Here is a 13,636-nt window from a genome sequence, read left to right as displayed (position 1 = left end):
TCCTTTTATTTTTATTGTGTTTGTCGCGTCATACAGCGGGTGTTTCAGCCCCTCAGCAGCAGCACGAACGACTCGTAAGGTCGCAGCGAGACAGTGTCTGTGCGTGGCGGGCAGTCGGGGTAGTTACTGATCAGCAGGCGTTGCTCGGTCGCCTCGGTGATGACATCGGGGGGCAGTTGGATCTGGCACGGTGCGGCGTAGAAATTGTTCAGCACCAACAGGCGCTCGCCCTGCCCTTCGCGCAGGTACGCCCACACTTGAGGGTGCTCGGCCAGCAACGGGCGATACACCCCGTCCTGGATCAGCGGCTGGTGCCGACGCAGGGCAATCAGGGCACGGTAGTGATGCAGCACCGAATGCGGGTCGTCGCGCTGGTTGTCGACATTGATGAGCGCGGCGTTGGCCGCAAGACCGATCCACGGCTCACCACGGCTGAAGCCGGCGTTTTCCCCCGCGTTCCATTGCATCGGTGTGCGCCCGTTGTCGCGGGACTTCTGCATGATCGCCGCCATGCTCGCCGCCTCGGACTCGCCGGCATCGCGCTTGAGGCGATAGATGTTCAGGGTCTCGACATCCCGGTACTGCTCAATGCGCTCGAAACCCGGGTTGGTCATGCCCAGCTCTTCGCCCTGGTAAATGAACGGCGTGCCCTGCAGGAAGTGCAGCGCCGTGGCGAGCATCTTGGCCGACACCACGCGGAACTCGCCGTCATCACCGAAGCGCGAGACCACTCGCGGCTGATCATGGTTACACCAGAACAGTGCGTTCCAGCCGCCACCGGCCTGCATACCCAGTTGCCAATCGGACAGGATGCGTTTGAGCTGCAGAAAATCGAAGTCTGCCCGTATCCATTTTTGCAGGTTCGGGTAATCCACTTTCAGGTGATGAAAGTTGAACGTCATCGACAGCTCTTTCGACTCGGGCCGCGAATAGCGAATGCAGTGCTCAAGGCTGGTGGACGACATTTCGCCGACGTTGATCAGGTCGTACCCCTCGAACACTTCGCGGTGCATTTCCTGCAGGTACCGGTGCACGTTCGGGCCGTCGGTGTAGAAACGCCGACCGTCGCTGGCGTCCTGCGCAAAGTCCGCCGGCTTGGAGATCAGGTTGATCACATCCAGCCGGAAGCCACCGACGCCCTTGTCGCGCCAGAAGCGCATCATCTTGAACACTTCGGCGCGCACCTGGGGGTTGTCCCAGTTGAGGTCGGCCTGGGTATGGTCGAACAGGTGCAGGTAATACTGGCCGGTTTGCGCCTCGTACTCCCAGGCCGAGCCGCCGAACTTGGACTCCCAGTTATTCGGCTGGTCGCGCCAGATGTAGAAGTCACGGTACGGGTTGTCGAGGCTGCTGCGCGCCTGCTGGAACCACTCATGCTCGACCGACGTGTGATTGACCACGATATCCAGCATCAGCTTGATGCCGCGCCTGGCCGCCTCGTGGATCAACAGCTCGCAATCGGCCATGGTCCCGTAGCTGGGGTCGATGGCGTAGTAGTCGCTGATGTCGTAACCGTTGTCGCGCTGGGGCGAGCGCAGGAACGGGGTGACCCACAGGCAATCGATGCCCAGCCATTGCAGGTAGTCGAGCTTGTCGACGATGCCCAGCAGGTCGCCGGTCGCGTTCCCTGCATGGCTGTGGAAGCTCTTGGGATAGATCTGGTAGATCACCGAGTGTTGCCAGGCTTGCATGGTGGGTCCTCGAGTAGAATTTTGTACTGGCCTTGAAGGCCTCATCAGCGATAGTTCAGGCAACCCGATAACCCGGCCGGACAATCTTCATGCTCAACACACAGGTCAGCGCAAACGGCACCACGATCGCGACCGTCATGCCGACGACAAACAACGGGATGAACTCAGGCATGATCGAGATGAAACCGGGCAGGCCACCCACACCGATAGCCGAGGCCTGGACCTTGTTCAGCGACAGGAAAATGCTGCCCAACGCGGAACCGGCGAGCGCCGCGTAGAACGGGAATTTGAAGCGCAGGTTGACGCCGAACATCGCCGGCTCAGTGATGCCGAAGTACGCGGAAATCGCCGAGGTCGAGGCCATGCTTTTGTCACGGGCGTTGCGGGTCATGTAGAACACCGCCAGTGCCGCGCTGCCCTGGGCCAGGTTGGACATGACGATCATTGGCCAGATAAAGGTGCCGCCCTGGCTGGAAATAAGTTGCAGGTCCACGGCGAGGAACATGTGGTGCATGCCGGTGATGACCAGCGGCGCATACAACAGGCCGAACAGTGCGCCGCCGACCATGGGCGCCAGGTCGAACAGGGTGACCATGCCTTCGGTGATGAGGATGCCGAGGTGACGGGTCACCGGGCCGATGATCGCCAGCGCCAGCACGCCGGTAACAACGATGGTGGTGATGGGGATCACCAGCAATTGGATGGCATTCGGCACGCGCGCGCGCAACCATTTTTCGATCACGCTCATGACGTAGGCGGCCAGCAGGATCGGCAGGATCTGCCCCTGGTAACCGACTTTTTCGATCTGGAACCAACCGAAGATATCGAAGTACGGCAGGCTCTGGCCGTCGAGGCCGGCGACGGCCTTGCCGTAGTTCCAGGCGTTGAGCAGGTCGGGGTGGACCAGCATCAGGCCAAGCACGATGCCGAGGATTTCACTGCCGCCAAACCGCTTGGCCGCCGACCAGCCCACCAGCGCCGGCAGGAACACGAACGAGGTGTTGGCCATCAGGTTGATCAGGCTCCACAGGCCATCCAGGTTCGGATAGGCCTCCAGCAGCGTTTGCCCCTCGATGAACATGCCCTTGGCGCCCATCAGGTTGTTGATGCCCATCAACAGGCCGGCAATGATCAGCGCCGGCAGGATCGGCATGAACACATCGGAGAACACCCGCACCAGTTGTTGCAGGGGGTTGATCTTGTCGCCGGCGGCTTTCTTGACGTCGGCAATGGTCGAGGCGGCAAGGCCGGTCTGCTCGCGCAGGGCGGCGTAGACCTTTTCCACTTCGCCGGGGCCGATGACGACCTGGAACAAGCCGCCGGTAAAGAAGGAGCCCTTGACCAGGTCGACCTGGTTCAGTGCCGGGCTGTTGACCAGGTTCTGGTCCTTGAGGGCCAGGCGCAGGCGCGTCACACAGTGCGCGGCCTGCTCCAGGTTATCGGCGCCGCCGAGGTGCTGGAGCAACTCGCGGGCAATGTTGGGGTAGTCGTGGCTCATGGGTTTTCTTCCACTTTTCTTGTTATCGGGAGTGACCTTGGCAGTCCAACGACGTCAAAAGTACTCGTCTGTACGAGTTAAATCAACAACTCGTACAGACGAGTTTAAAAATGGATTAATTTTCTGTTTTTTGTGTCGGATACTTCTGAAATTTCAAATCGATTGAATGGACAACGCCCCGGCACTGCCACTAAGGTTCCTGCCTTGAACGCCAACGCGGTACAGAGCCCTCCAACATGAGCAAATACAACCAGATCTATACCGATCTGCTTGCCAGCATCACGACCGAACGGCTGCAGCGTGGTACCCGCCTGCCTTCCGAAACCGAATTGATGAGCGCCTACCAGGCCAGCCGTGGCACCGTGCGCCGGGCCATCGAGCAGTTACAGGAGCGGGGCTTCGCGCAAAAGATTCATGGCAAGGGCACGTTTGTGTTGTCGCCCAACCCCATCGAGTTCCAGTTGGGCGGCATCGTCAGCTTTCGCGAAACCCACGCCGACCTGGGCGATGACGTACAGACCGAAGTGGTGCAGTTCAGCCAGTTCGCCCTGGAGGGCGCGCTGCTCGAACACATCGAAGCCGAACCCGGCAGCCTGATCACGCAGATCAAGCGGGTACGACGCATTGGCGGCAAACGGGTGATCCTCGACATCAACCACTTCGTCGCCGACGTGATCCCGGGGCTGGACCAGGCGATTGCCGGGCAGTCGATCTACGCGTTCATCGAGCAGACCTTGCAGTTGCAGATCAGCTACGCCCAACGCACCATCGAAGCCCTGCCCCGCAGCAAGGACGACCAGGCGCACCTGGACCTGGATGGGCAAAGCCATGTGATCGTGGTGAGTAACCAGACGTTTTTGCAGGATGGGCGGCAGTTCGAGTACACCGAGTCGCGGCATACGTTGGATAAGTTTTACTTTTCGGATATTGCACGGCGGTAAGCGTAAGCCGGGAAGATCACTACACTGCGATACTCTTCGCCAGTCCTGCTGCCCAAGCAGCGGTCATCTTCTCCCCTACTGCCTCGAACTCCGGGTGAGTGCTTCGGTATTCTGAAAGCTCCGCCATCGCGCGAGCCATGCCGTCTTGCACCCTGGCAAGCAGTTCATTGCAACGGGTCTCTGTCAAACCGCACGAACTGCGTCCAAACTGGACCAGCATCTTGCGCTTTGGCCAAGCCTTCGACCCGCCGAGCAGCAAACCCATGATGTCGTTGCTGCTGTACACCGTGGTGGTCACCAGATCGTAAGCCGGGGCGAGCCAAACGTCCGCGTCCTTTGCGCAATTCTCATACAGCAGGCCGAAATTTTTCAGGTGCGCGTCACCGTTCTGGATCCCGGCAGAAAGCGCCACCATCAAAAAGAAGTCTTCCAGTGTCCTGACGACGCGGCTGGGTGTGACAAATGACCTGATCAGCTTCGTGCATCCCTGATAGCTGCCGTCGTATTTCCTGGCGGTTCCCCATCCCGATAGAACGCACATGTCCTCAAATCCGAGGTAGGCGCTTGCACCGATATCGAACCGTTTCACCACCAGGAATTTCCCGTGCTGACTGAGCTGAAACTCAGGCACCTCCAAGCCGCAATGGACTGCGGCCCGCATGCAGAAAAACTCATTGGCGGCCAATTGTGAAAACTCAGATTCGTTGAACGCCTTCACCAGATGCGTGGCGCCCCTATGCGTGAGACGTTCAATGCCGGGGACCGTATCGTTCAGGTCGCGCACCAGCACCTTTGGTTGAACACCCGAGACCCCGGAATAGGCCGCGTAGGTTTTCAGAAGATCATCGAACAGGTCTTTTGCCCCGTCATAGACCAATAACTCTGCGAGCTTGATCTCAGGCAGTGACTCACCACCGGCGGCACGGGAAACGCTGATACGACCCAGTTGGTGTGGGCCCACAATGCCCAGCAGGGTGAAGTCGTCAAAGCCGTGTACCGACTTGCTGAAACGTCGCACAAGTTCGTCCTTGAGATGCCCCTCAGGGATATGCATCTCGAACAACGGATGGACGCCATACTTCCAGTTGTAGCTCTCCAAGCGCACGGGCATGGTCAGGGAAACTGCGTTCTCTTCAGCAACCTTTTCGTTATACGAGAACACCGAATCACGCCGGTCGTCTTCACCGCGCCCGAGCGTTCCAGCAGGCACACCCCCAGCACCGATATACAACCGATCACGTTGACTAGTCATGGATGCCTCCTGATTTCAGCTCATCGAGAGTTTTGCGACGATGCCTGGGTATGGCAGTCAACTCATACCCCAACCCCTCGAGGATCGCTCCGACCTTGCGAATCCCCACTTCCGGGATGGTGTTGTTCTCGATCCCCGAGATAGTGGCGCGACTCATGCCGTGGCGCTGCGCGAGCTGGGCTTGTGAGAGGCCGGCGGCCTTGCGCAGATTTTTGATCAATATACCTAAATCGCCCATACCAAAACGCATCCTATACAATGCAAAAATTGCAAACATTGAATTAATGCACTATATAAGATGCAAAAAGCCCTGAATAGTGTTTTATATGGATCCGTTTCTTGATAAGGCTGACGCTCCGAAAACACAAAACCCCGGCCAAAAGACCGGGGTTTTGTTATTCAGCACTCACCTGCTGCCGCAGGCTCATTCCCACTCAATCGTCGCCGGCGGCTTGCTCGACACGTCATAAGTAACACGCGAGATACCTTCGATCTCATTGATGATCCGGCCACTGACCGTCTCCAAAAGCTCGTAAGGCAGATGCGCCCAACGCGCCGTCATGAAGTCGATGGTTTCCACCGCACGCAAGGCCACAACCCACGCGTAACGACGGCCGTCGCCTACCACGCCAACGGATTTGACCGGCTGGAACACCACGAACGCCTGGCTGACCTTGTGGTACCAGTCGGCCTTGCGCAGTTCTTCGATGAAGATGTGGTCGGCGCGACGCAGCAGGTCGGCGTATTCCTTCTTCACTTCACCGAGGATGCGCACACCCAGGCCTGGGCCTGGGAAGGGGTGGCGGTAGACCATGTCGTAGGGCAGGCCCAGTTCCAGGCCAAGGCGGCGGACTTCGTCCTTGAACAGTTCGCGCAGCGGTTCTACCAGCTTGAGGTTCATTTCCTCAGGCAGGCCACCTACGTTGTGGTGGGACTTGATCACGTGGGCCTTGCCGCTCTTGGCGCCGGCCGACTCGATCACGTCGGGGTAGATGGTGCCCTGGGCGAGGTACTTGATGTTGTCCAGTTTGTTGGACTGGGCATCGAAGACGTCAATGAAGGTGCGGCCGATGATCTTGCGCTTTTTCTCCGGGTCGGACTCGCCGGCCAGGTTGTTGAGGAACTGCTCCTCGGCATTGGCGCGGATCACCTTGACGCCCATGTTCTCGGCGAACATGGCCATCACTTGCTCACCTTCGTGCAGGCGCAGCAGGCCGTTGTCGACGAACACACAGGTCAACTGGTCGCCGATGGCCTTGTGCAGCAGCGCGGCGACCACGGAGGAGTCAACGCCGCCGGACAGGCCGAGCAGCACGTTGTCGGTACCAACCTGGGCGCGCACCTGGGCGATGGCGTCTTCAGCGATTTTAGACGGGGTCCACAGGGCTTCACACTCGCAGATGTCGAGGATGAAGCGCGACAGGATACGGCCGCCTTGCTTGGTGTGGGTCACTTCCGGGTGGAACTGCACGCCGTAGTAACGGCGCTCGTCGCTGAACATGCCGGCGATCGGGCAGCTCGGGGTGCTGGCCAGGATGTGGAAGTCTTCCGGCATTTTGGTGACCTTGTCACCGTGGCTCATCCACACGTCGAGGCCGAACAGGCCGTCGGCGTCGACGTGGTCTTCGATGCCGTCCAGCAGGCGGCTCTTGCCGACTACGTCCACACGGGCATAACCGAATTCACGCAGTTCGGAGCCTTCAACCTTGCCGCCCAGTTGCTCGGCCATGGTCTGCATGCCGTAGCAGATGCCGAAGACCGGTACGCCCAGGTCGAATACGGCTTGCGGGCAACGCGGGCTGTTGGCTTCGTGCACGGACTCGGGGCCACCGGCGAGGATGACGCCTTTCGGTGCGAATTCGCGGATCGCTTCGTCATCCATGTCGAACGGGTGCAGTTCGCAGTACACGCCGATTTCACGCACGCGGCGGGCGATCAGCTGGGTGTACTGGGAACCGAAGTCGAGGATCAGGATGCGGTGGGCGTGAATGTCGAGGGCCATGAAGTCAGTCTCGTCTAATGAATCAGAAACAACTCGGGGCTGAAGAACAGCCCCGGTTACTTAACATTTTGCTGGAAGCCTCAACCTACGCGGTAGTTTGGCGCTTCCTTGGTGATCTGCACGTCGTGGACATGGGATTCAGCCATGCCGGCGCCGGTGATCCGTACGAACTCTGGCTTGGTGCGCATTTCTTCGATGTTGGCGCTGCCGGTGTAACCCATCGAGGAACGCAGACCGCCCATCAGTTGATGGATGATGGCGCTCAGGGTGCCCTTGTAAGGCACACGGCCTTCGATACCTTCCGGCACGAGCTTCTCGGCGCCTGCCGAAGAGTCCTGGAAGTAACGGTCGGACGATCCCTGGGCCTGGGACATGGCGCCCAGCGAACCCATGCCGCGGTAAGCCTTGTACGAACGGCCCTGGAACAGTTCGATCTCGCCAGGGGCCTCTTCGGTACCGGCGAACATCGAGCCCATCATCACGCACGAAGCACCGGCGACGATGGCCTTGGACAGGTCACCGGAGAAACGGATGCCGCCGTCGGCGATCAACGGCACACCGGTGCCTTCAAGGGCGGCGGCGACGTTGGCGATCGCGCTGATTTGCGGCACGCCTACACCGGCGACGATACGCGTGGTGCAGATCGAGCCTGGGCCGATACCGACCTTGACGGCATCCGCGCCCGCTTCGGCCAGGGCCTTGGCGGCAGCGCCGGTGGCGATGTTGCCGCCGATCACCTGTACTTCAGGGAAGTTCTGCTTGACCCAACGCACGCGGTCGATCACGCCTTTGGAATGGCCGTGGGCAGTGTCAACCACCACCACGTCCACACCGGCGGCAACCAGCGCGGCAACGCGGTCGCCGGTGTCTTTACCGGTACCGACGGCAGCGCCAACGCGCAGACGACCCTGGTCATCCTTGCTGGCCAGCGGGTAAGCCTTGGCTTTTTCGATGTCGTTGACGGTCATCATGCCTTTGAGGGCGAATTTGTCGTCGACGATCAGTACGCGCTCAATGCGGTGCTTGTGCAGCAGTTCACGCACATCGTTCTTGTCGGCGCCTTCCTTGACCGTGACGAGGCGCTCTTTGGGCGTCATCACTTCGCGGACGGTCACTTCAAGACGGTTTTCAAAGCGCACGTCACGGGAAGTGACGATGCCGACCAGGTCGCCATCATGCAGCACGGGAACACCGGAGATGTTGTGCAGGCGGGTCAGGTCGAACAGGTCACGCACGGTGGCGTCGGCTTCGATGGTGATCGGATCTTTCACCACACCGGCTTCGTAACGCTTGACCTTGCGCACTTCGGCAGCTTGCTGCTCGATGGTCATGTTCTTGTGGATGATACCGATACCGCCTTCCTGCGCCATGGCAATGGCCAGGCGGGCTTCGGTAACGGTGTCCATCGCAGCGGAAACCAGGGGAATATTCAGCTCGATGCCACGGGTTAGGCGGGTCTTGAGACTGACTTCGTTAGGAAGCACCTCGGAATAACCGGGCACTAGGAGAATGTCGTCGAATGTCAGAGCTTCTTGGCTGATACGCAGCATCGCGGGGGCTCCCGAGCGGGAAAATGGAAGCGCGCCATTATATACATGCACCCTGTCGGGCTCAATGTAAAACTCTGACAAACTTGGTAATACTGATAGATGGATTAAAGCTCGACTTTGACCCAACTGATCTTCTGGTCCAGCCAATCGGCAAATTCGTCGATAAAGCTCTGCTTGAAACCCGCCTCCGCCCAGTTGTTGAAGATGAATCCCAGGTTGGAAAACCCGCACTCCTGCAGAAACAGGAAGCCGTTGATGTCATCTTCATGCCCACACAGCGGGCAGGTGAAGTTGTCGGTGTGGCCGGGCATCCAGTCTTCCAGGCTTTCGAACAGCGCCTCGCCGACTTCCTTGCGGCACTCCGGGCAGCCGGCTTCTTCGAGAAAGCCCTTGGCCGGCGTGTAGATGCAGCGTTTGTAGATAATCTCCAGGCCATTGACCGACTCGTTGAACGGCAGCGCCTCGGGATGCAGCACCACGGCGCGGGCACCGTCGGCCAGGGCGTAGGCCATGCGGTTGCCGGTACGACCGCAGGTGGTCAGTTCTTCCTTGATGATGTTCTTGCGCACCAGCCAGCGCACGATCGCCCGGGCACGGGGTTCGTGGACGGGCAAGGTGGAGATTTTGGGGACAAGGATGCTTTGGGAGTTCATGTAAGTCCTGCGGTGTGGCTGCTGCCCCCGATGAGGCCCTGAAGGCTGGCAGCTTAATCCCTGCCCCACGCAGGTCAAGTACTCAAGTAACGCCCGATCAGCGCAATGCCACTGGCCAACACCAACCAGGTCACCAACCGCACAAACGCCTCACGGGACATGCGCATCGTCAACCTGCGCCCGCACCACAACCCCAGGGCCATCGCCGGCAGCAGGCACAGCGCCAGCATCAACAGTGGCAAATCAGCATAGACCCCGGCGATCAGGAACAGGCTCAGGCGCACCACCGTGCTGCAACTGATCAGCGCGCTTTGCGTAGCACGTGCCGCGTCCTTGGGCAGACGACTGTTCAGGTAGATCGCATATAAAAAGCCACCACTGCCGAACAGCGCACCAAACAGCCCGCCGACGGTGCCCATGGGGATCGACCAGCCTTTGGCGAGCTGCGTGGGCCGGGCTGTTACTGCCAGGCTGTAAACCGCGTAGGCGCTGATAAACAGGCCCATCAATAACAGCAACAGGTCCGAATGCAGGTTGAGCAAAAACACCACACCCAGCGTACAGCCGATGGCCATGCACGGCAGCAGTCGAAGCAGCTCCGGTTTGTTCACATCCCGTCGTGTTTGCAGCAGGCCGCCAAAGGCTGCGACAAAATCCAGCAACACCAGCAACGGAATAATCTTCGACAATGGCATGAACAGAATCAGCACAGGCCCGGCCACCAGCGCCGTACCGAAGCCGGCGATACCGAACACGATGTACGCCACCACCACACCCACGCCGATCACCAGCCAATCCACAGCGCCAAATGACCACTGGCTCATCAGTTCAATCGGGCTCATGAACGATTCCTTGTAAAAGACAGCGTTCACTTTAGCCATCGACGAGAGATGCGACTAATATCTTCAAAGCCCCACACCTATCTCAAAAAGGCATGACGCGTGATTTCCACTCGCCAACTGCGCTACTTCGTTGAAATCGCCGACAGTGGCAGCTTCAGCGCCGCCGCGGAACGTTTGTTCGTGGCGCAATCGGCCTTGAGCCGGCAGATCAAGGAACTGGAAGCCCAGCTGCAAACCCCGCTGTTCGAGCGCACGGCGCGCCAACCGAGGCTGACGGCCGCCGGTGAAGCCTTCTATCCACGCGCGCGCAACCTGCTGAGTGAATTGCTCAAGGCCAGTGAAATGGCCACTCAAGTCGGTCATGGCCAGCTCGGTACGCTGCGCTTGAGCCATTCGAGTACCGTGCCGATGAGTGGTCGCTTGCTGCAAGGTATCAGCACGTGGCTGGAGCGCTGCCCAGGGGTGTCGGTGGATATTGCCAAACTGTCCTCCGAAGACCAGTTGGAGGAAATCGCCGAGGGCCGCCTGGACGTAGGGCTATTGCGCTTGCCGGTGTTGTGCCAGCGCGAAGGGGTGAGCGTGCGGCCTTTATATAGCGAACCCATGTTGCTGGCGGTGCCGTCGAATCATCCGTTGTCACGCCGTGATACGCCCGTAGAGCTGCAGCAGCTTAGGGATGAGGCATTTATCTCGATCCCTCATCCACAGCGTGGCGGCCTGAGTTATCTGTCGGCCGAACTGTGCATGCGCGCGGGATTTTTCCCCAAGGCGGCGCGCGTCATGTCGCGCAAGACCACGCAGCTGCAATTGATCCAGGCCGGCTTCGGTATCGCTTTGTTACCAAAATCCATGCAAGACATCGCGCCCTCCAACGTGCGCTTTTTACCCCTGGCCGACCCGGACTGCCTGAGCAGCGTGGCGTTGGCTTGCCAACAGGCGCCGCAACCGCTGGTGGCGCAATTCTGCCAAACCTTGCACGAATGCCTATAAACTGCCGCCCATGATTAAAGACCCTTTTGCCCGCCTGGGCCTGGACCGCGAAGTCCTGACTGTCAGCCAGCTCAACGGCCGCGCGCGGGTGTTGCTGGAAGACGTGTTCACCAATATCTGGGTCGAAGGCGAGATCTCCAACCTCGCCCGCCCGGCCTCCGGCCATGTGTATTTCACCCTCAAGGACAGCGGTGCGCAGGTGCGTTGCGCGCTGTTTCGCAATAATGCCGCGCGGGTGCGCCAGGCGTTGAAGGACGGCCTGGCGGTGAAGGTGCGCGGCAAGGTCTCGTTGTTCGAGGGCCGGGGTGATTACCAACTGATCCTCGATACCGTTGAGCCGGCCGGTGACGGCGCGCTGCGCCTGGCCTTCGATGCGCTGAAGGAAAAGCTCAGCGCCGAAGGCCTGTTCAGCGCCGAACGCAAGGTGCCGCTACCGGCGCACCCTCGGCGCATTGGCATTATCAGTTCGCCGACGGGCGCCGTGATTCGCGACATCATCAGCGTGTTCCGCCGCCGCGCGCCGAACATTGAACTGACCCTGATCCCGACCGCCGTACAAGGCCGCGAAGCGATCCCACAGATCGTGCGAGCGTTGAAACTCGCCGATGCCCGAGGTTTTGACGCGCTGATCCTGGCGCGTGGCGGTGGTTCGCTGGAAGACCTCTGGTGTTTCAACGAAGAAGCCGTGGCGCGGGCGGTGGATGCCTGCGTGACCCCCATCGTCAGTGCCGTCGGCCATGAAACCGATGTGTCCATCAGCGACTTTGTCGCGGACGTGCGCGCCCCTACCCCCTCCGCCGCCGCTGAACTGCTGGCACCGGACGCCAGTCATCTGGTCCGCCAAGTTGAAAACCTGCACCGCCGCCTGGTGATGCTGATGCGCAACCGACTGAGCCACAGTCGTCTGCGCCTGGAAGGCATGGCCCGTCGCCTGCGCCACCCCGGCGAGCGTCTGCGCCAGCAGGCCCAGCGCCTGGATGACCTGGACATGCGCCTGCGCCGCGCCTTCGAGCGTAGCCTCAATACACGTCGCGAACGCCTGATCCGCCTGGAAACGCGCCTCGCCGGCCAACATCCGGGGCGTCAACTCGCGCTGCTGCGCCAACGCCTGGACAGCCTCGCCGAACGCCTGCCTCGCGCCATGCGTGAAGGTCTCAAGGCACGGCGCCTGCAATTGCAGAGCCAGGTGCAGACGTTGCAAGTAGTGAGCCCGCTGGCGACCTTGGGGCGTGGCTACAGCATCCTGCTGGATGAACGTGGCCAGGCCATTCGCAACGCCGCGCAAACCCGCACCGGCCAGCGCCTGACAGCGCGCCTCGGTGAAGGCCAATTGCAGGTGCGGGTGGAAGACAACCACCTGACCCCCGTCACCCTTTCGTTACTGGATTGATCGATGCCTCGTTTCTTAAGCTTGTGGATGCTGCTGTGCCTGGCCTTTAACGCTCACGCCGACAGCTACGTCAGTCGCACCTTGAATAAACCGGTGCCAGGCGGTGTGGCGGTGGTCGAACTCGGCCCTTCGGCCACGGCGCCCAAAGCCTCCTACCAAGGCAAACCGGTGCTGGTGGTCAAGGAACAGGACAACTGGCTGGCCATTGTCGGCATCCCGTTGAGCGTCAAGCCAGGTAATGAGCGCATCAGCAGTGGTGGCCGCACATTGCCGTTTATTGTCGGCTACAAGAAATACCCCGAGCAGCGCATCACCTTGAAAAACAAAAGCCAGGTCAACCCCGAGCCCGCGCAACTCAAGCGCATCGAGGCCGAGCTGGCGGTTCAGATCAAGGCCTACCGCAGCTTCAGCCCCAACCTGCCGAGCAATCTGGTGCTGGACAAACCCGTGAACGGGCCGCTGTCGAGCAAGTTCGGCGTACGTCGTTTCTTCAACGGCGAGGAACGCAATCCGCACTCGGGCCTGGATTTCGCCGTACCGGCCGGTACGCCGATCAAGACCCCGGCGAACGGCAAGGTCATTCTGGTCGGCAACTACTTCTTCAACGGCAACACCGTGTTTGTCGATCATGGCCAGGGCTTTATCAGCATGTTCTGCCATCTGTCGAAGATCGACGTGAAGGTGGGCCAGCAACTGGTGCGCGGCGCAGTCGTGGGCAAGGTCGGCGCGACAGGTCGCGCCACCGGGCCGCATATGCACTGGAATGTCAGCCTGAACGATGCACGGGTCGACCCGGCGATTTTCATCGGCGCCTTCCAGCCTTGAAT

12 protein-coding genes are annotated in these 13,636 nt (G+C 60.2%); 4 read left to right on the top strand and 8 right to left on the bottom strand.

What is annotated here, in order from left to right:
* Positions 1 to 44: 44 nt before the first annotated feature.
* Together treC and treP are read right to left on the bottom strand one after the other, a co-directional pair.
* The gene (treC, locus tag V6M90_RS26905) at positions 45 to 1,691 is read right to left on the bottom strand and encodes an alpha,alpha-phosphotrehalase (RefSeq protein WP_332847414.1); all 1,647 of its coding nucleotides are present in this window, start codon (positions 1,689 to 1,691) and stop codon (positions 45 to 47) included.
* 55 nt (positions 1,692 to 1,746) lie between these two features.
* Complete coding sequence (gene treP, locus V6M90_RS26900; RefSeq protein WP_078825966.1) at positions 1,747 to 3,189, bottom strand: PTS system trehalose-specific EIIBC component; 1,443 nt, start codon at positions 3,187 to 3,189, stop codon at positions 1,747 to 1,749.
* A 236-nt stretch (positions 3,190 to 3,425) separates the two neighbouring features.
* Between treP and treR the strand changes: the two genes are divergently transcribed.
* A complete protein-coding gene (treR, locus tag V6M90_RS26895; protein WP_003175934.1) occupies positions 3,426 to 4,130 on the top strand; it encodes a trehalose operon repressor in 705 nt (234 codons plus the stop codon).
* Between the two features lie 19 nt (positions 4,131 to 4,149).
* Here the strand turns inward: treR and V6M90_RS26890 are convergent, their stop codons facing one another.
* The 6 genes from V6M90_RS26890 to V6M90_RS26865 form a co-directional block, all read right to left on the bottom strand.
* Complete coding sequence (locus V6M90_RS26890) at positions 4,150 to 5,382, bottom strand: type II toxin-antitoxin system HipA family toxin (protein WP_042945249.1); 1,233 nt, start codon at positions 5,380 to 5,382, stop codon at positions 4,150 to 4,152.
* A complete protein-coding gene (locus V6M90_RS26885; protein WP_141065031.1) occupies positions 5,375 to 5,620 on the bottom strand; it encodes a helix-turn-helix domain-containing protein in 246 nt (81 codons plus the stop codon). Before V6M90_RS26885 ends, V6M90_RS26890 begins: the two co-directional genes overlap by 8 nt.
* 186 nt (positions 5,621 to 5,806) lie before the next feature.
* Complete coding sequence (guaA, locus tag V6M90_RS26880; RefSeq protein ID WP_078734560.1) at positions 5,807 to 7,384, bottom strand: glutamine-hydrolyzing GMP synthase; 1,578 nt, start codon at positions 7,382 to 7,384, stop codon at positions 5,807 to 5,809.
* 80 nt (positions 7,385 to 7,464) lie between these two features.
* Entirely contained in the window at positions 7,465 to 8,934 is a 1,470-nt protein-coding gene (guaB, locus tag V6M90_RS26875; protein ID WP_017530001.1) for an IMP dehydrogenase, read from the bottom strand.
* 104 nt (positions 8,935 to 9,038) lie between these two features.
* On the bottom strand, positions 9,039 to 9,587 hold the full coding sequence (locus V6M90_RS26870; protein ID WP_141065032.1) for a sugar ABC transporter ATPase: 549 nt from the start codon (positions 9,585 to 9,587) through the stop codon (positions 9,039 to 9,041).
* A 74-nt stretch (positions 9,588 to 9,661) separates the two neighbouring features.
* Positions 9,662 to 10,429 (bottom strand): sulfite exporter TauE/SafE family protein, encoded by a 768-nt coding sequence (locus tag V6M90_RS26865; protein WP_003175941.1) that lies wholly within the window; start codon positions 10,427 to 10,429, stop codon positions 9,662 to 9,664.
* Between the two features lie 99 nt (positions 10,430 to 10,528).
* Between V6M90_RS26865 and V6M90_RS26860 the strand changes: the two genes are divergently transcribed.
* Genes V6M90_RS26860 through V6M90_RS26850 form a run of 3 tightly spaced genes read left to right on the top strand, consistent with a single transcriptional unit; the run spans position 10,529 to position 13,634 of the window.
* On the top strand, positions 10,529 to 11,419 hold the full coding sequence (locus V6M90_RS26860; RefSeq protein WP_332847413.1) for a LysR family transcriptional regulator: 891 nt from the start codon (positions 10,529 to 10,531) through the stop codon (positions 11,417 to 11,419).
* 10 nt (positions 11,420 to 11,429) lie between these two features.
* Positions 11,430 to 12,809: an exodeoxyribonuclease VII large subunit gene (gene xseA, locus V6M90_RS26855; protein ID WP_003175943.1), complete on the top strand. Its 1,380-nt coding sequence runs from the start codon at positions 11,430 to 11,432 to the stop codon at positions 12,807 to 12,809.
* Between the two features lie 3 nt (positions 12,810 to 12,812).
* Positions 12,813 to 13,634, top strand: coding sequence for a M23 family metallopeptidase (locus V6M90_RS26850; protein WP_003175944.1), 822 nt, complete (start codon positions 12,813 to 12,815; stop codon positions 13,632 to 13,634).
* Positions 13,635 to 13,636: the final 2 nt, after the last annotated feature.

Source organism: Pseudomonas lactucae, assembly GCF_036688725.1.
In the GTDB taxonomy this organism is placed as follows: Bacteria; Pseudomonadota; Gammaproteobacteria; order Pseudomonadales; family Pseudomonadaceae; genus Aquipseudomonas; species Aquipseudomonas lactucae.
Note: the sequence above shows the minus strand (reverse complement) of the source record. Positions and strands in the feature narration are given on the sequence as shown.